The following is a 17,712-nucleotide window of genomic DNA, read 5'->3' on the forward strand; positions in this document are numbered from 1 at the left end:
TTTCTGCCGGAAGGTTCGCGGATCGTCTGCTACAATCTCGCCTCATTTTTTGAATGGACAGCATTTTCATATGGTTTCCGAAACTAAAACCACAGAAGCGCCCGCGCTACGTCGCGAACTCAAGGCGCGTCACCTGACGATGATCGCCATTGGCGGTTCTATCGGTACAGGTCTTTTTGTTGCCTCTGGTGCAACTATTTCAGCGGCAGGCCCGGGTGGCGCGCTGTTTTCTTACATGCTGATTGGCCTGATGGTGTACTTCCTGATGACCAGTCTGGGCGAACTGGCAGCTTATATGCCGGTATCCGGCTCTTTCTCCACTTACGGCCAAAAATACGTTGAAGAAGGCTTCGGCTTCGCGCTGGGCTGGAACTACTGGTACAACTGGGCGGTGACCATCGCCGTTGACCTCGTGGCCGCACAGCTGGTCATGAACTGGTGGTTCCCGGACACGCCAGGCTGGATCTGGAGCGCGCTCTTCCTGGCCGTGATCTTCCTGCTGAACTACATCTCCGTGCGCGGTTTTGGCGAAGCGGAGTACTGGTTCTCGCTGATTAAAGTCGCGACCGTTATCATCTTTATCGTCGTCGGCGTGGCGATGATTGTCGGCATCTTCAAAGGGGCGCAGCCAGCGGGCTGGAGCAACTGGCAGATTGGCGAAGCGCCGTTCGCCGGTGGTTTTGCGGCAATGATCGGTGTGGCGATGATCGTCGGCTTCTCCTTCCAGGGCACCGAGCTGATTGGTATCGCGGCGGGTGAATCTGAAGATCCCGAGAAGAACATTCCGCGCGCCGTGCGTCAGGTATTCTGGCGTATCCTGCTGTTCTATGTGTTCGCGATCCTGATTATCAGCCTGATTATTCCTTACACCGATCCAAGCCTGCTGCGTAACGATGTTAAAGACATCAGCGTCAGCCCGTTCACGCTGGTCTTCCAGCATGCGGGTCTGCTCTCTGCGGCAGCGGTGATGAACGCGGTGATCCTGACGGCGGTGCTGTCGGCGGGGAACTCAGGGATGTACGCTTCAACGCGTATGCTCTACACCCTGGCCTGCGACGGTAAAGCGCCACGTATTTTCTCTAAACTGTCTCGCGGCGGTGTTCCGCGCAACGCGCTGTATGCAACCACGGTGGTGGCGGGGCTGTGCTTCCTGACGTCGATGTTCGGCAACCAGACGGTTTACCTGTGGCTGCTGAACACCTCCGGTATGACTGGCTTTATCGCCTGGCTGGGGATTGCGATCAGCCACTATCGTTTCCGCCGCGGCTATGTGAAGCAGGGGCACGATATTAACGATCTGCCGTACCGCTCTGGTTTCTTCCCGTTAGGGCCAATCTTCGCCTTCATTCTGTGCCTGATCATCACGCTCGGTCAGAACTACGAAGCCTTCCTGTCAGACACCATCGACTGGGGCGGCGTCATGGCGACGTACATTGGTATCCCTCTGTTCCTGATCATCTGGTTTGGTTACAAACTGACGAAAGGAACCCGATTCGTCCGCTACAGCGAAATGGAATTCCCTGGACGAATCAAACAATAATTGCAACTTCCTCTCTTTTAGCCCGCTCATTCGAGTGGGCTTTTTTATCCCCACAGTATGCATAAATGACATAATTGTTAACAATTGAATTGATAATAATTATCGTTTGTTTTATCGTTATCGCCGTTATCAAAAGGATGAAGGAGTCAGCGTCGCGTTTTTGAAAAGACGATGACGTTACTGCCACACCTGCAAAGAAACACACAGCCGACCGGCCAAAGAAGCCGGCGGTATGCAATGCACTGTGAGCAATAATTATTTGATATTGTTGTGTTTACCTCATGGAGATATGGAATGTTTAGGTTAAATCCCTTCGTACGGGGAGGACTCTGTGCGTCTGCACTGTCCCTGGCGTTACCGGTTATTGCGGCTGAGTCCGGCGATACCCTGGTTGTCACGGCGTCTGCCACTGAACAAAACCTCAAAGATGCACCGGCCAGTATCAGCGTCATTACTCAGGAAGATCTGCAGCGTAAACCCGTTCAGAACCTGAAAGATGTGTTACAGGACGTGCCAGGTGTGCAACTCACCAACGAAGGGGATAACCGTAAAGGGGTCAGTATCCGTGGGCTTGACAGCAGCTACACCCTGATCCTGGTGGACGGTAAGCGCGTCAACTCCCGCAATGCCGTCTTCCGCCATAACGATTTCGATCTCAACTGGGTTCCGGTCGATGCCATCGAGCGTATCGAAGTGGTGCGCGGCCCGATGTCATCGCTGTACGGGTCCGATGCGCTGGGCGGGGTGGTAAACATCATCACCAAAAAAATCGGCCAGAAATGGACCGGCACCCTGACCGCCGACACCACGATTCAGGAACATCGCGATCGCGGTGATACCTACAACGGTCAGTTCTTTACTAGCGGTCCGCTGGTGGATGGCGTGCTGGGGCTGAAAGCCTACGGTAGCCTCTCTAAACGCGAAAAAGATGACCAGCAGGAATCCTCAACCTCTGCGACGGGCGAAACGCCGCGCATTGAAGGGTTCACCAGCCGCGACGCTAACGTCGAATTCGCCTGGACGCCGAATCAAAACCACGATTTCACCGCAGGCTACGGTTTCGACCGTCAGGATCGCGATTCAGACTCTCTCGACCAGAACCGCCTTGAGCGCCAGAACTACTCCCTGAGCCACAACGGGCGCTGGGATGTGGGCAACAGCGAGCTAAAATTCTACGGCGAGAAAGTCGATAACAAAAACCCTGGTAACAGCAGCCCGATTACCTCCGAAAGCAACAGTATCGACGGGAAGTATGTCCTGCCGCTTAGTGAAATTAACCAGCTGCTGACCTTCGGCGGCGAATGGCGACACGACAAACTGAAAGATCCGGTGAACCTGACCGGCGGCTCCAGCAGCAATACCTCTGCCAGCCAGTACGCGCTGTTTATTGAAAACGAATGGCGTATTTTTGAGCCGCTGGCGTTGACCACTGGCGTGCGTATGGACGATCACGAAACCTACGGCGACCACTGGAGCCCGCGTGCGTACCTGGTCTATAGCGCAACCGACACCGTGACGGTGAAAGGCGGCTGGGCGACGGCGTTCAAAGCTCCCTCCTTACTGCAGTTAAGCCCGGACTGGACCACCGGTTCGTGCCGTGGTGCCTGTGAAATTGTCGGTAGCCCGGATCTGAAACCAGAAACCAGCGAAAGCTTCGAGCTGGGTCTTTACTATGCCGGGGAAGAGGGCTGGTTAGAGGGCGTTCAGGCCAGTATTACCACCTTCCAGAACGATGTGGATGACCGTATCAGCATCCTCCGCACCGCAAATGTAAATCAGGCGCAGAGCTATCCAAACTACGTTGGGCTGAATGCCGACGGTGAGCCGATTTTCCGCTACTACAACGTCAACAAAGCGCGTATTCGCGGCGTAGAAACCGAGCTGAAATTCCCGCTGGCCGAAGACTGGAAAGTGACGCTGAATTATACCTATAACGACGGGCGTGATATCAGCAATGGCGGCAACAAACCGCTGTCCGAGCTGCCATTCCATACCGCGAACGGAACCGTGGACTGGCAGGCAACGCAGGACTGGTCCTTCTATATGCAGGGTAACTATTCCGGCGAAAAACGTGCCATCACCGCCGGCGATGCAACGCCAGGCGGGTATGTGGTCTGGAATACCGGTGCAGCGTGGCAGGCAACGAAAAATGTCAAACTGCGTGCAGGCGTGCAAAACCTGCTGGATAAAGATCTCAGCCGCGACGATTACAGCTATACGGAAGATGGCCGCCGTTACTTTATGGCAGTGGATTACCGCTTCTGATAGCGAGCTGGCCGGGTGAAGGTTATGCCTTTCCCGGCCTACGCTTGTGCTCAGTATTGGCCCGGTTTGCGTCGCGCGCCGGGCAACAGGCTGGGTTATTTCAGTAAATACTCCGCATGGAAGCGGAGATGATCCTCGATAAACGAGGCAATAAAGTAATAGCTATGATCGTGCCCCGGCTGGATGCGCAGGGTCAAAGGCCAGCTTTTCTGCCGCGCCACTTCCGCCAGCACTGCGGGCTGCAGTTGATCGGCGAGGAACTGATCGGCATCACCCTGATCGATAAGCGTCGGGATCGCCTGTTCCGGAAGGCTTGCCTGCATCAGCGCACAGCTATCCCATTCCTGCCAGGTGGTGACATCATCGCCCAGATAATTCGAAAACGCTTTCTGCCCCCAGGATATCTGAGTCGGGTTCACAATCGGCGCAAAGGCGGAGACGCTGGTGAATTTACCCGGATTTTTAAGCGCCATAATTAACGCGCCGTGTCCGCCCATCGAATGCCCGCTGATGGCCGCGCGATCACTCACGGCAAACTGCGCCTGGATCAGAGCAGGCAGCTCGTCGCGAATGTAATCGTACATCCGATAGTGGCTCGCCCAGGGCTGTTGGGTCGCATTCAGATAGAAACCCGCCCCTTTACCCAGATCGTATCCGGCGTCGTCAGCGACATCATCGCCGCGCGGGCTGGTGTCGGGCATCACCAGCGCAATGCCTAATTCAGCCGCAACGCGCTGTGCACCCGCTTTGGTGGTGAAGTTCTCATCGTTGCAGGTCAGGCCGGAGAGCCAGTACAGCACCGGTGGCTTAACATTACCGGTGACCGGTGGCAGAAAGATGCTGAACGTCATCGCGCAGTTCAGCGTGGTGGAGTCGTGCCGCCAGCGCTGCTGCCGACCTTCAAAACAACGGTGCTCTTCGAGCAGTTCCATGCAAGGCTCCTGATTTTGTGTCGATATTCACTCAATCCATAATACAGATTATTCATTCACCTGTGAGCAACTTTCACTTCCGCATTAAGTCGATATGTTGCATCATGAATTAACTAAATTTTAACAATTGGGGCGATCATGGCGCTGCGTATCGCGCTCAGCGGATTTGTGGTTTTGGTGGTGGCGATGGGGATAGGGCGCTTTGCTTTTACGCCTCAGGTTCCGCTGATGATTTCGGCCGGACAGCTGACGCTGACCAGCGCCGGGCTGGTGGCCGCCATGAACTATCTGGGCTATTTAGTTGGTGCGTGGGATGCCATGCGGGCGCACCGCTTTGTTGAAGGGCGTCTCTATCTCGGGATCTTCGGCGCGGTAGCGCTGACGCTGCTGTCAGCCGTCGCGGATAACGCCATCATTCACGGCCTGATTCGTTTCGCGATCGGCTGCATGAGCGGCTGGTCGATGGTGCTGATAGCCGCATGGACCAACGAACGGCTGGCCCATTTTGGTAAGCCGGGGCTTAGCGCGGCGGTCTTTGCCGGGCCGGGGGCGGGCATTGCCTTAAGCGGCCTGCTGGCGGTCTATATTCAGGCCCGCTCGCTTTCAGCAGGCGCGGCGTGGCAGATTTATGGCGTGCTGGCGCTGATTCTCATTGTTCTGGTGGCGCGCTATCTGCCGCGCGGCGGGCAGTTGCATCGGCCGGGAACGGCGCCGGAGCCGCTGGTGCTGACCACCGATTTGCGTCGCCTGGTCTGGAGCTACAGCCTGGCAGGGTTTGGCTACATTCTCCCGGCCACCTTTTTATCGCAAATGGCGGCCGTGCGTTTCCCTGGCAGCCTGTTTGCGCAGTTTGTCTGGCCCGTCTTTGGCGCAGCGTCTGTCATCGGGATCGCGCTGAGTATCGCCCTGCGCCACGTCTCGACGTCGAACCGCCGTCTGTCGATTGTCCTGTGGTTGCAGGGGCTGGGCGTGTTTGCCGCCTGGCTGATGCCGGGAATCGGTGGCCTGATAACGGGCGCATTGCTGGTGGGCGGTGGGTTCCTCTGTGCCGTGCAGCTCTCCCTGCTGTGCGGCCGCGAACTGGCCCCAAACCACACCCGTTATATGGCCGGTTTACTGACCACAGGGTATGCGCTCGGTCAATTGGTTGGGCCGGTAACGTCGGCGCTCTCGACGTGGCTTACCCATCAGCTTGAGCCGGCGCTGGGCCTTGCAGGGCTGGCGTTGTTTGTCGGCGGAGCACTGGTCTGGGATCGTCAGGCCGAAAGGCAGCAGCAATTGCAATAATTATCGCTGTGAATACTGGATTATGTGCGCCACCTCACGCACAATGAGCGCACACTTTTGCTTCAAAGAGGGCAAAAGGCAGCCACACCTGCAGGAGAAAAATAATGCCATCACTCAGTAAAGAAGCCGCTCTCGTTCACGAAGCTTTAGTCGCGCGTGGTCTTGAAACCCCGCTGCGTCCGCCTGTTAATGAACTGGACAACGAAACACGCAAACGTCTTATTTCCGGGCACATGACCGAGATCATGCAGTTGCTGAATCTCGACCTGAGCGACGACAGCCTGATGGAAACTCCGAATCGCATCGCCAAGATGTATGTCGATGAGATTTTTTCCGGTCTCGATTACGCCAATTTCCCAAAAATCACCGTCATCGAAAATAAAATGAAAGTCGATGAAATGGTGACCGTGCGTGATATCACTCTGACCAGCACCTGCGAACACCATTTCGTGACCATCGACGGCAAAGCGACCGTGGCCTATATCCCGAAAGATACGGTGATTGGTCTGTCCAAGATCAACCGCATTGTGCAGTTCTTTGCCCAGCGTCCGCAGGTGCAGGAGCGCTTAACGCAGCAGATTCTGACGGCGCTGCAAACGCTGCTTGGCACCAACAATGTGGCTGTATCTATTGATGCCGTCCATTATTGCGTTAAAGCGCGCGGCGTTCGCGATGCAACCAGCGCGACCACCACCACGTCGCTGGGTGGCCTGTTTAAATCCAGCCAGAACACCCGCCAGGAGTTCCTGCGCGCCGTGCGTCACCACAACTAACCACAGGGCAGGATAGATGGAGCGTAATGTCACGCTGGATTTTGTACGTGGCGTTGCCATTCTCGGTATCCTGCTACTGAATATCGCCGCTTTTGGACTGCCCAAAGCGGCGTATCTCAATCCCGCCTGGTATGGCGATATTACCCGCAGCGACGCCTGGACATGGGCGATTCTCGATCTCTTCGCGCAGGTTAAATTCCTCACGCTCTTTGCGCTCCTCTTCGGCGCTGGGCTGCAACTGCTCCTCAAACGTGGCAAACGCTGGATCCAGTCGCGGCTGACGCTGCTGGTACTGCTCGGCTTTATCCATGGCCTGTTTTTCTGGGATGGCGATATTCTGCTGGCCTATGGATTAGTCGGTCTGATTTGCTGGCGAATGATCCGCGATGCCCACGACGTAAAAAACCTGTTCAATACGGGGGCGATCCTCTATCTGATTGGCATCGGCGTACTGTTGCTGCTGGGAATGATCTCCGGTGGGGCGACCAACCGCTCATGGATCCCGGATGCGGCGAATCTGCAATACGAACAGTTCTGGAAGCTGAAAGGCGGCGTAGAGGCTATCAGCAATCGCGCGGATATGCTCGGCGATAACCTGATCGCCCTCGGCGCGCAGTACGGCTGGCAGCTGGCGGGAATGATGCTGATGGGCGCGGCACTAATGCGCACCGGCTGGCTGAAAGGGGAATTTAGTCTCGCTCATTACCGCCGGACCGGGTGTGCGCTGGTGCTGACTGGCGTCATCATCAATCTGCCTGCGATTGTCGCGCAGTGGATGCTGGGCTGGGATTACCGCTGGTGCGCGTTCCTGTTACAGGCCCCGCGTGAGCTGAGCGCCCCGTTCCAGACCATCGGCTATGCGGCGCTGATTTTCGGCTTCTGGCCGCAGATAGCCCGTTTCCGACTGGTGGCTGCCGTCGCCTGCGTTGGCCGGATGGCGCTGAGCAATTATCTGCTGCAAACTCTGATCTGCACCACACTGTTCTATCATTTCGGCCTGTTTATGAAATTCGACCGCCTTCATCTGCTGGCGTTTGTTATTCCGGTCTGGGCAGTGAATCTGGTGTTTTCCGTCATCTGGTTGCGTTTTTTCCGCCAGGGACCGCTGGAATGGTTGTGGCGTCAATTAACCGCACGTGCTGCAGGTGTATCATTGACTAAAACATCCAGATAACGATCTGGATCACAATCGTTAACAAAACGGATGTAAACGTTTTCATCTGTGTGAGCTTCTTCACGTAGTCCCCTCCTTGTCACTGCCAGAATAGCCTCCTTGCTAAACACAGGGGGTGTCTGTGAGTTGCTGCAATCCTTTAAAGGATGGTGAATATGATCACCATTCGTGACGTAGCCCGCATCGCGGGTGTTTCTGTTGCTACCGTCTCCCGCGTGCTGAATAACAGCGCGCTGGTCAGCCCTGAAACGCGTGAAACCGTGATGAAAGCGGTGACGCAGCTCGGCTATCGGCCCAACGCCAATGCGCAGGCTCTCGCCACCCAGGTGAGCGACACCATTGGCGTGGTGGTGATGGATGTGTCGGATGCCTTCTTTGGTGCGCTGGTGAAAGCCGTGGACGTTGTCGCCCAGCAGCACCACAAATATGTGCTGATCGGTAACAGCTACCACGAGGCTGAAAAAGAACGTCACGCCATTGAGGTGCTGATCCGCCAGCGATGTAATGCCCTGATTGTCCACTCAAAAGCCTTGAGCGATGAGGAGCTGGCGGGGTTTATGGATCAAATTCCTGGTATGGTGCTCATCAACCGCGTGGTGCCGGGGTATGCCCACCGCTGTGTCACGCTGGACAACGTCAGCGGGGCGATGATGGCGACGCGCATGCTGCTCAATAACGGCCATCAGCGCATCGGCTATCTCGCCTCCAGCCACCATATTGAAGATGACGATATGCGACGGGAAGGCTGGCAAAACGCCCTGAAAGAAGCCGGGATTGTGCCGTCAGACAGCTGGATTGGTACCGGTTCGCCGGACATGCCGGGAGGGGAGGCCGCGATGGTCGAACTGCTCGGACGGAATCTGCAACTGACCGCCGTCTTTGCCTACAATGACAGCATGGCCGCCGGGGCGCTCACTGCGCTGAAAGACAACGGCATTGCGGTGCCGCAGCATCTGTCATTGATTGGTTTTGATGATATTCCGATTGCCCGTTACACGGACCCGCAGCTCACAACTGTGCGCTATCCGATTGCGTCCATGGCCCGTCTGGCAACGGAGCTGGCGTTACAGGGCGCCGCAGGGCAGCAGGATTTGAGCGCAACGCACTGTTTCATGCCGACTTTAGTACGCCGCCATTCTGTGGCTGTTAAACAAATTGTGGCTCCGATCACTAACTGATTACGTCAGGTGATGTAACCGTTTTCAATCTGTGAGTAAATTCACAGTATCTTAACAAGCCGCTGACTATGATGTCAGCGTTTTAGGAGCTGAAACGCTATGTAACGGTGATTAATCACTTTCACTATAGCCAAAGTGCCCCAAACGACAAATAAAACGCATTACTGGAGCGTTACCGAACACGGAAGATAGAAATTTTATAAGTGAACTTCGGCTGTCAGTAACGTTTTTCTAACATCTGCCCGCCGACCGTTATTCACAAGAACTACCCTGCATAAAAAAAACCGGAGATACCATGAATAAGAAGGTGTTGACTCTGTCTGCTGTTATGGCAAGCATGCTTTTTGGTGCAGCTGCGCACGCTGCGGATACCCGTATTGGTGTGACAATCTATAAATACGACGACAACTTTATGTCTGTTGTTCGTAAAGCTATCGAGAAAGATGCTAAAGCAGCGCCAGACGTTCAGCTGCTGATGAATGACTCCCAGAACGACCAGTCCAAACAGAACGACCAGATCGACGTTCTGCTGGCGAAAGGCGTGAAAGCCCTGGCCATCAACCTGGTTGACCCGGCAGCTGCAGGCACCGTTATTGAAAAAGCACGTGGCCAGAATGTGCCTATCGTCTTCTTCAACAAAGAGCCTTCCCGCAAAGCGCTGGACAGCTATGACAAAGCCTTCTATGTCGGTACTGACTCTAAAGAGTCCGGTATTATTCAGGGCGATCTGATCGCGAAACACTGGGCAGCGAACCCGAATTGGGACCTGAACAAAGACGGTCAGATTCAGTTCGTTCTGCTGAAAGGCGAGCCGGGCCACCCGGATGCTGAAGCACGTACCACGTATGTGATCAAAGAGCTGAACGACAAAGGTCTGAAAACCCAGCAGCTGGCGTTAGATACCGCGATGTGGGATACCGCTCAGGCGAAAGATAAGATGGACGCATGGCTGTCTGGCCCGAACGCGAACAAAATCGAAGTGGTTATCGCCAACAACGATGCGATGGCAATGGGTGCTGTTGAAGCACTGAAAGCGCACAACAAATCGTCTATCCCTGTCTTCGGCGTGGATGCCCTGCCAGAAGCGCTGGCACTGGTTAAGTCTGGCGCAATGGCCGGTACCGTTCTGAACGATGCGAATAACCAGGCTAAAGCGACCTTCGATCTGGCGAAAAACCTGGCCGATGGCAAAGGTGCGGCTGATGGCACCAACTGGAAAATCGAGAACAAAATCGTTCGCGTTCCTTACGTGGGCGTAGACCAGTCAAACCTGGCTGAGTTTATCGGTAAATAAGTTAGAGATTGCATGTTCTCACAGGGCGCAATTCGTTGCGCCCTTTTATAACGCGATATGCGAGGCCGTCAAGGTATAATTATGGTCAGCACAAATACTCAGTCGTCAGGCGAATTCTTGTTAGAAATGAGCAATATTAACAAGTCTTTTCCCGGCGTTAAGGCTCTCGACAATGTTAATTTAAAAGTACGTCCTCACTCTATTCATGCGTTGATGGGGGAGAATGGTGCGGGTAAATCAACATTATTAAAATGCCTTTTTGGGATCTATCAAAAAGATTCTGGTAGCATTCTTTTTCAGGGGAAAGAGATCGACTTCCATTCCGCCAAGGAAGCACTGGAGAATGGTATTTCGATGGTTCACCAGGAATTAAACCTGGTGCTTCAGCGTTCTGTTATGGACAATATGTGGCTGGGTCGTTACCCAACCAAAGGTGTATTTGTCGATCAGGACAAAATGTATCGCGACACCAAAGCGATTTTTGATGAACTGGATATTGATATTGACCCGCGCGCCCGCGTAGGCACCTTATCCGTTTCACAAATGCAGATGATTGAAATTGCCAAGGCATTCTCCTATAACGCGAAAATCGTGATTATGGATGAGCCAACGTCATCCCTGACGGAAAAAGAGGTGAACCACCTTTTCACCATTATCCGTAAACTGAAAGAGCGTGGCTGTGGCATCGTCTATATCTCGCATAAAATGGAAGAGATCTTCCAGCTGTGCGATGAGATCACCATTCTGCGTGACGGCCAGTGGATCACCACTCAGCCTCTCGAAGGGCTGGATATGGACAAGATCATCGCCATGATGGTCGGCCGCTCCCTGAACCAGCGCTTCCCGGACAAAGAGAACAAGCCGGGCGAAGTGATTCTGGAAGTTCGCAACCTTACGTCTTTGCGTCAGCCCTCTATCCGCGATGTCTCCTTCGACCTGCATAAGGGCGAAATTCTGGGTATCGCAGGCCTGGTCGGTGCGAAACGTACCGATATCGTGGAAACCTTATTTGGTATCCGTGAAAAATCGGACGGCACCATTACGCTGCACGGTAAGCGCATTAATAACCATAACGCCAACGAAGCGATTAACCATGGCTTTGCCCTGGTGACCGAAGAGCGTCGTTCGACGGGGATTTATGCTTATCTGGATATTAACTTCAACTCGTTAATCTCCAATATTCGTAACTATAAAAATAAAATGGGCCTGCTGGATACTTCCCGCATGAAAAGCGATACCCAGTGGGTTATCGACTCGATGCGTGTAAAAACCCCAGGGCACCAGACGCAAATCGGTTCACTTTCCGGCGGTAACCAGCAGAAGGTTATTATTGGTCGCTGGTTATTAACGCAGCCAGAAATTTTAATGCTTGATGAACCGACGCGCGGTATTGACGTGGGTGCAAAATTTGAAATCTATCAGCTGATTGCTGAACTGGCTAAAAAGAATAAAGGGATCATTATTATTTCTTCCGAAATGCCGGAATTGTTAGGGATCACAGATCGTATTCTGGTTATGAGCAATGGTCTCGTTGCCGGAATTGTTGACACCAAAACGACAACGCAAAACGAAATTCTCCGTCTTGCGTCTTTGCACCTTTAAGATCAGGGGCTCCTCATGAGTGCGTTAAATAAAAAAAGTTTTCTCACTTATCTGAAAGAGGGCGGTATTTACGTCGTTCTTTTAGTATTACTGGCCATTATTATTTTCCAGGACCCTACGTTCTTAAGTTTGCTTAACTTGAGTAACATTTTGACCCAGTCCTCCGTGCGTATCATCATCGCGCTGGGCGTGGCGGGGCTGATTGTGACTCAGGGTACGGACCTGTCAGCAGGGCGCCAGGTAGGTCTGGCGGCGGTTGTGGCCGCCACGCTATTGCAGTCGATGGAAAACGCCAACAAGGTGTTCCCGGAAATGGCCACCATGCCAATTATTGTGGTGGTGCTGATTGTCTGTGTGGTGGGTGCCATCATCGGTCTGATCAACGGTATTATCATCGCCTATCTCAACGTGACGCCGTTTATCACCACGCTGGGTACGATGATTATCGTTTACGGTATCAACTCCCTGTACTACGACTTCGTTGGCGCATCCCCGATTTCTGGTTTCGACAGCGGCTTCTCGACCTTCGCGCAGGGCTTTGTGGCGCTGGGCAGTTTCCGCCTCTCCTACATCACCTTCTACGCGCTGATCGCCGTGGCCTTTGTCTGGGTGCTGTGGAACAAAACGCGCTTCGGTAAAAACATCTTCGCTATCGGCGGCAACCCGGAAGCAGCAAAAGTGTCCGGCGTTAACGTGGCCCTGAACCTGCTGATGATTTATGCCCTGTCCGGCGTGTTCTATGCCTTCGGTGGTTTGCTGGAAGCGGGTCGTATCGGCTCAGCGACGAACAACCTCGGCTTCATGTACGAACTGGATGCTATCGCAGCCTGTGTGGTAGGCGGCGTCTCCTTCAGCGGCGGTGTAGGTACGGTGGTAGGCGTGGTGACGGGTGTAATCATCTTTACCGTTATCAACTACGGATTGACCTATATCGGTGTGAACCCGTACTGGCAGTACATTATCAAAGGGGCGATTATCATCTTTGCGGTGGCGTTAGATTCCCTCAAATACGCGCGCAAGAAGTAATCTTGCCAAAACGAAAAACCCGCTCACGAGCGGGTTTTTTTATCTCTTCTCTTTCTTCTGCAATTCCAGCAGTTGGTCCGGAGTAACCGCCGGATAATCCTGCGCATCCTCAGGCACCTGATGCATCTCCGGAATCGGCACCAGCGGGCCTAAAAAGCGCGGTTCACGTTTGAAGAGATAGAGATCCGCCAGCGCGCCAAAGCGTGCGCCAAACTCACGCACACGAACGCTCCACATATCTTTCGGAGAAGGGACCGCGTAGCACTGCGCCTGAATCCCCATATGCAGGGCAATAAACAGCGCGCGCTCACAGTGGAAGCGCTGGGTGATGATAATAAAATCATTAGTATCAAAGACCTTACGCGTACGCACAATGGAGTCCAGGGTGCGGAATCCGGCATAGTCCAGAACGATATCCGCCGGATCGACGCCAGCGGCAATCAAATCTTTGCGCATGGTCATCGGCTCGTTATAGCTTTGCTGGGCGTTATCGCCGCTCAGCAGCAGGTAATTGACCTTGCCGCTGTTGTAGGCGTTTAGCGCCCCCTGAATGCGGTAGCGGTAGTACTGATTAATCACGCCGGTGCGATAGTACTTGGCCGTCCCCAGCACCACACCCACCTGGCGATAAGGCAAATCCTGCAGATCGTCAAAGATATAGGGGGCGGTTTTCCAGCTCATCCAGCGGTCGAGGCCGAGCACAGTCAACAGCAGAATGCCGACCAGGACACACAGGCTGTAAAACACGCGCTTTAACATGAAGATGGCTCGTTCCGTGGAGGGAAATTTCACTCAGGCTACTTTACCCGCCTGGTAATCGCAAGAAACAGCGGTTTGATTGGGGGGAATTTCATCAGCAGGGCGGGCATTTCTGCCCGCACAGGTCTATTACGCCAGCAGCGTACGGTCGATACTGGTACAGCCGAGCGCCTTGAGGGTGGCGGCGGTGGCGTCCCACTGGATCAGCGGTGCATCGGCCTTTTCTGCCAGAATCGCACGCTGAATATCCGGGTAGTCGTACCCGTTGAGGCTCAGCAGGTTCAGGGCGCCTTGCAGCGGTGGCAGCGTCGGGTTGAATGCCGCGTTTTCGGCATAGCTGCCGCTGAAAATCTTGCCATCACGCAGCTCCAGCGCCACGCCGCTTGGCGACTTGCTGTACGGCGTATGACTTTTGTTTGCCGCCGCAATGGCCGCTTGCGCCAGGTCATCGCCCGCTAACGCATAGCCATGATCCTGGTCGTCCATCAGCAGGGTTTTGATATCCAGGTCTTTCGGGCCGAAGGCATCCGGCAGGTAATCGCCCAGCGTATGCGGTTCACGGCCAGGCAGGTTGATGCGCAGTTGCAAACCGCTGTTCAGCTCATTCATAAACTGACGGCAGTGACCGCAAGGGGTGTAGTTCACGGTGATGGCCTGCAGCGCTTTCTCACCACGCAGCCAGGCATGGCTGATGGCGCTCTGTTCTGCATGGACGGTCTGTTGCATGGTCGCACCAAGGAACTCCATGTTCCCGCCGAAATACCAGGTCCCGCTCACGCCGCGCGCAATCGCGCCAACGTTAAAGTGGGAGAGATCGGCTCTGGCGCAGGCGGCAGCCAGCGGCAGTAGTGCGAAAGCCAGCGCGTCTTCGTCCAGTCCCGTAGCCTGTTTAAGCGTCGTGACCTGCTCCGCAGTCAGCAGGGCGGGGAAATGCGTATCCGCCAGAACCGGAGCCAGGGCTGATTGCAAATTCTCTGCGAGCTGGGCAAAAGCAGTTTGAAAACGTGGGTGCATGGCAATGCCTCATAAAGGTTAATGGATCGGTAGTGTACGGAGCCAATAGCGCTTTATATGTGATCTAGTTCTCATTATGTTTGCAACTTATGAAAACAAAATGAAATTTGCGCGACGCATCGCAAATTTTAGCCCACTACCGCCAGAATAATCGGGAACAGGAACGGAGCGATCAGCGAGGTCATGATCCCGCAAATCACCAGCGCCAGCGAACTGAACGCGCCTTCCTGATAGTCCAGCTCCGCGCAGCGCGCAGTGCCGAGGGCGTGGGAGGCCGTACCCATCGCCAGCCCGCGGGCGGCTTTGGTACGGATACGCATGACATTGAGCAGCGTATGGCCAAACACCGCACCCAGGATCCCGACAAAAATCACGCACATGGCACTAATGGCCGGGATACCACCGATGCTGCCGCCCACGGCCATCGCAATCGGCGTGGTCACGGATTTCGGCAGAATAGAGGCGGCGATTTGCGGCGACGCCCCCATCAGCAGCGCCACTGACGTCCCCGTTACCATGGCGACGACGCTACCAATCAGACAGATGGTGATGATCGATTTCCAGCGCGCGCGGATCTGGTGCAGCTGCTCGTAAAGCGGAAATGCCAGCGCCACGACGGCAGGCTGGAGCAGATCGTTTAAAATCTTGCTGCCCGCAAAATAGCGTTCGTAAGGAATGCCGGTGAGCAGCAGGAACGGAATAATCACCACCATCGCCACCAGCAGCGGGTTGAGAAGCGGCATCTTGAAACGCGCGGCAAGTTTACGTGCGGCGAAAAACACCACCAGTGTCAATGGCAGCGACCACCAGATATTGGCCATCATTTTTGACTTCCTTTCTGCCCAACGACTTTGCGTTCGCCATGTACCAGATGCGAACTCCAGCTCACGACCAGGAATACGACCAGCGTACTCACCGCGCAGGAGACCAGAATCGGGCCGTACTGCGCTTTAAGTAGATCGTAATATTGCATCACGCCCACGCCTATCGGCACAAACAGCAGCGCCATATAGCGGATCAGCACAAAGCAGCCAGGGTTGACCCACTTCGCGGGCAGAATTTGCAGCGCCAGCAGCAGAAAAAGAATCAGCATGCCGATAATGCTGCCGGGAATGGTGATCGGTAGCAGGGACGAAATGAAAATCCCGGCATACAGGCAGGCATAGATCAGAATAAAAGCACGCAGGTACTGCCAGAGGGTATTCAGAGTTTTGATCATGGTGAAAGTCCTTGATGGAACGCATTCATCATACAATTAAACATAGAAACGTGCTACGGATCACATCATGATTTTTGAGCATACCAGACATTCCTTTTTGGAACGTTAGGCAATTCCCCAGCATTCACAGCAAAAGCCATACAAAACAGTGTAGTTGCGGTGACTATTTTTGAAGCAGTGATATGATAAAAGCCATTCCCGCGATCAGGAGATTCTAATGTCAGAATTCATTTTTTTCCGGAAAGGGACACAGATTTTCGCCGTGGAGAAGGGCAATGCGGAAGGCTCATCACACCTGGAAGCACAGGGCTATGAGCAGGAGTTTGAAGAGATCACGGCGCCCGATGCCCAAAGTGCGCTGGCGCGTTACAACGATATCAAAAAAGAAGATGAGCTGAACGTCTACGCCTTCGCGCTGGGCCCGACATTCACACTGCTCATCGTGGTCGTTCTGACGGCGGTGGCCTACGTCGTAATGAAATAGACGCGCGTTAAGCCCTTTGCACCTTTATAGAGAGCGGCTACTATAGCGGGTCTTTTTTCACAGGGTTTTAGAATGCGTGTTTTACTGGCGCCGATGGAAGGCGTGCTCGACTCTTTAGTGCGCGAGCTGCTGACTGAGGTAAATGATTACGATCTCTGCGTCACCGAGTTTTTGCGGGTGGTCGATATGCTGTTGCCAGTAAAGTCGTTTTATCGACTCTGCCCGGAGCTGCATCGTCAGAGCCGGACTACCTCCGGTACGTTGGTGCGCATCCAGCTGCTGGGGCAGTACCCGGAATGGCTGGCGGAGAACGCAGCCCGTGCGGTAGAACTGGGTTCCTACGGTGTCGATCTCAACTGCGGTTGTCCGTCGAAAATGGTCAACGGCAGCGGCGGTGGCGCAACGTTGCTAAAAGATCCTGAGCTGATCTATCGCGGCGCGAAAGCGATGCGTGAGGCGGTGCCAGGCCATCTCCCGGTGACGGTAAAAGTGCGTCTGGGCTGGGACAGTCACGACCGCCAGTTTGAGATTGCCGATGCGGTGCAGCAGGCCGGGGCGACGGAGCTGGTGGTTCACGGGCGCACCAAAGACGACGGCTATAAAGCAGATCGCATCAACTGGCAGGCGATTGGGGAAATCCGCAAGCGTCTGTCGATTCCGGTGATCGCGAATGGCGAAATCTGGGACTACGAAAGTGCGCAGGCCTGTATAAAAGAGACAGGCTGCGATTCGGTGATGATCGGGCGCGGTGCGCTTAACGTGCCTAACCTGAGCCGGGTGGTGAAGTACAACGAGCCGCGTATGCCGTGGCCGGATGTGGTTACGCTGCTGCAAAAATATTCGCGTCTGGAAAAGCAGGGCGACACCGGGTTGTACCACGTGGCACGTATCAAACAGTGGCTGAGCTATTTACGCAAAGAATATGACGAAGCGCTGGGGTTATTTCAGGAAATTCGGACTCTGCAGACATCAGCCGACATTGCGCGGGTCATTCAGGCCAAATAATAGCGTCGGGATCGTCGCGTTACTGCCCTCGCAGGCTTTCATAGGGCATATAACGTTTCACTAAAGGCGATGTGCGCTACGTTTAGCGATATGTTCCGCTGGCGCAGGAGAGCGGGGTGGCGAAACTGAAAACCGCTTCAATAACGATCTGTATCACGTT

The 17,712-nt window shown here is 54.4% G+C and carries 16 protein-coding genes; 11 read left to right on the forward strand and 5 right to left on the reverse strand.

The genetic code is table 11. The features are described from left to right. Window positions 1-70: 70 nt before the first annotated feature. Window positions 71-1,540, forward strand: coding sequence for a lysine-specific permease (gene lysP, locus OVA10_RS09535; RefSeq protein ID WP_100779517.1), 1,470 nt, complete (start codon window positions 71-73; stop codon window positions 1,538-1,540). Between the two features lie 294 nt (window positions 1,541-1,834). After that, complete coding sequence (gene cirA, locus OVA10_RS09540; RefSeq protein WP_102104864.1) at window positions 1,835-3,805, forward strand: catecholate siderophore receptor CirA; 1,971 nt, start codon at window positions 1,835-1,837, stop codon at window positions 3,803-3,805. 95 nt (window positions 3,806-3,900) lie between these two features. Here cirA and fghA read toward each other — a convergent pair whose 3' ends face one another. Further along, complete coding sequence (gene fghA, locus OVA10_RS09545; protein WP_268195829.1) at window positions 3,901-4,737, reverse strand: S-formylglutathione hydrolase; 837 nt, start codon at window positions 4,735-4,737, stop codon at window positions 3,901-3,903. Between the two features lie 138 nt (window positions 4,738-4,875). On the opposite strand from fghA, the gene OVA10_RS09550 reads away from it, so the two are divergent. The 7 genes from OVA10_RS09550 to mglC all read left to right on the forward strand — a co-directional run bounded on the left by OVA10_RS09550 (window position 4,876) and on the right by mglC (window position 13,071). After that, on the forward strand, window positions 4,876-6,024 hold the full coding sequence (locus OVA10_RS09550; RefSeq protein WP_102104862.1) for a YbfB/YjiJ family MFS transporter: 1,149 nt from the start codon (window positions 4,876-4,878) through the stop codon (window positions 6,022-6,024). 104 nt (window positions 6,025-6,128) lie between these two features. Then, window positions 6,129-6,797: a GTP cyclohydrolase I FolE gene (gene folE / locus OVA10_RS09555; protein WP_100779522.1), complete on the forward strand. Its 669-nt coding sequence runs from the start codon at window positions 6,129-6,131 to the stop codon at window positions 6,795-6,797. A gap of 16 nt (window positions 6,798-6,813) precedes the next feature. Further along, window positions 6,814-7,971 carry a DUF418 domain-containing protein YeiB gene (gene yeiB / locus OVA10_RS09560; protein WP_268195830.1) on the forward strand — a complete coding sequence of 386 codons (1,158 nt, stop codon included), beginning with the start codon at window positions 6,814-6,816 and terminating at the stop codon, window positions 7,969-7,971. A 155-nt stretch (window positions 7,972-8,126) separates the two neighbouring features. Continuing rightward, the gene (gene galS / locus OVA10_RS09565; protein ID WP_100779524.1) at window positions 8,127-9,149 is read left to right on the forward strand and encodes an HTH-type transcriptional regulator GalS; all 1,023 of its coding nucleotides are present in this window, start codon (window positions 8,127-8,129) and stop codon (window positions 9,147-9,149) included. A 295-nt stretch (window positions 9,150-9,444) separates the two neighbouring features. Further along, window positions 9,445-10,443 (forward strand): galactose/glucose ABC transporter substrate-binding protein MglB, encoded by a 999-nt coding sequence (gene mglB, locus OVA10_RS09570; protein WP_063143782.1) that lies wholly within the window; start codon window positions 9,445-9,447, stop codon window positions 10,441-10,443. Between the two features lie 81 nt (window positions 10,444-10,524). Beyond that, window positions 10,525-12,045: a galactose/methyl galactoside ABC transporter ATP-binding protein MglA gene (mglA, locus tag OVA10_RS09575; protein ID WP_100779525.1), complete on the forward strand. Its 1,521-nt coding sequence runs from the start codon at window positions 10,525-10,527 to the stop codon at window positions 12,043-12,045. Between the two features lie 15 nt (window positions 12,046-12,060). Continuing rightward, a complete protein-coding gene (gene mglC / locus OVA10_RS09580; protein WP_100779526.1) occupies window positions 12,061-13,071 on the forward strand; it encodes a galactose/methyl galactoside ABC transporter permease MglC in 1,011 nt (336 codons plus the stop codon). A gap of 39 nt (window positions 13,072-13,110) precedes the next feature. Here the strand turns inward: mglC and sanA are convergent, their stop codons facing one another. The 4 genes from sanA to OVA10_RS09600 form a co-directional block, all read right to left on the reverse strand. Next, window positions 13,111-13,830 carry an outer membrane permeability protein SanA gene (sanA, locus tag OVA10_RS09585; RefSeq protein ID WP_102104860.1) on the reverse strand — a complete coding sequence of 240 codons (720 nt, stop codon included), beginning with the start codon at window positions 13,828-13,830 and terminating at the stop codon, window positions 13,111-13,113. 129 nt (window positions 13,831-13,959) lie between these two features. Further along, on the reverse strand, window positions 13,960-14,844 hold the full coding sequence (gene cdd / locus OVA10_RS09590) for a cytidine deaminase (protein ID WP_123427286.1): 885 nt from the start codon (window positions 14,842-14,844) through the stop codon (window positions 13,960-13,962). Window positions 14,845-14,972: 128 nt separating this feature from the next. Further along, window positions 14,973-15,668, reverse strand: a complete 696-nt coding sequence (locus OVA10_RS09595) for a CidB/LrgB family autolysis modulator (RefSeq protein WP_100779529.1) — start codon at window positions 15,666-15,668, stop codon at window positions 14,973-14,975. Further along, the gene (locus OVA10_RS09600) at window positions 15,665-16,063 is read right to left on the reverse strand and encodes a CidA/LrgA family protein (RefSeq protein WP_123427288.1); all 399 of its coding nucleotides are present in this window, start codon (window positions 16,061-16,063) and stop codon (window positions 15,665-15,667) included. Before OVA10_RS09600 ends, OVA10_RS09595 begins: the two co-directional genes overlap by 4 nt. Before the next feature lie 217 nt (window positions 16,064-16,280). Here OVA10_RS09600 and OVA10_RS09605 point away from each other — a divergent pair, with 217 nt between their 5' ends. Further along, entirely contained in the window at window positions 16,281-16,547 is a 267-nt protein-coding gene (locus tag OVA10_RS09605) for a hypothetical protein (protein WP_100779531.1), read from the forward strand. A gap of 72 nt (window positions 16,548-16,619) precedes the next feature. Then, window positions 16,620-17,552: a tRNA dihydrouridine(16) synthase DusC gene (gene dusC / locus OVA10_RS09610; protein ID WP_123427290.1), complete on the forward strand. Its 933-nt coding sequence runs from the start codon at window positions 16,620-16,622 to the stop codon at window positions 17,550-17,552. Window positions 17,553-17,712 lie beyond the last annotated feature (160 nt).

This window comes from Lelliottia sp. SL45 (genome assembly GCF_026672535.1).
Taxonomy (GTDB): Bacteria; Pseudomonadota; Gammaproteobacteria; order Enterobacterales; family Enterobacteriaceae; genus Enterobacter; species Enterobacter nimipressuralis.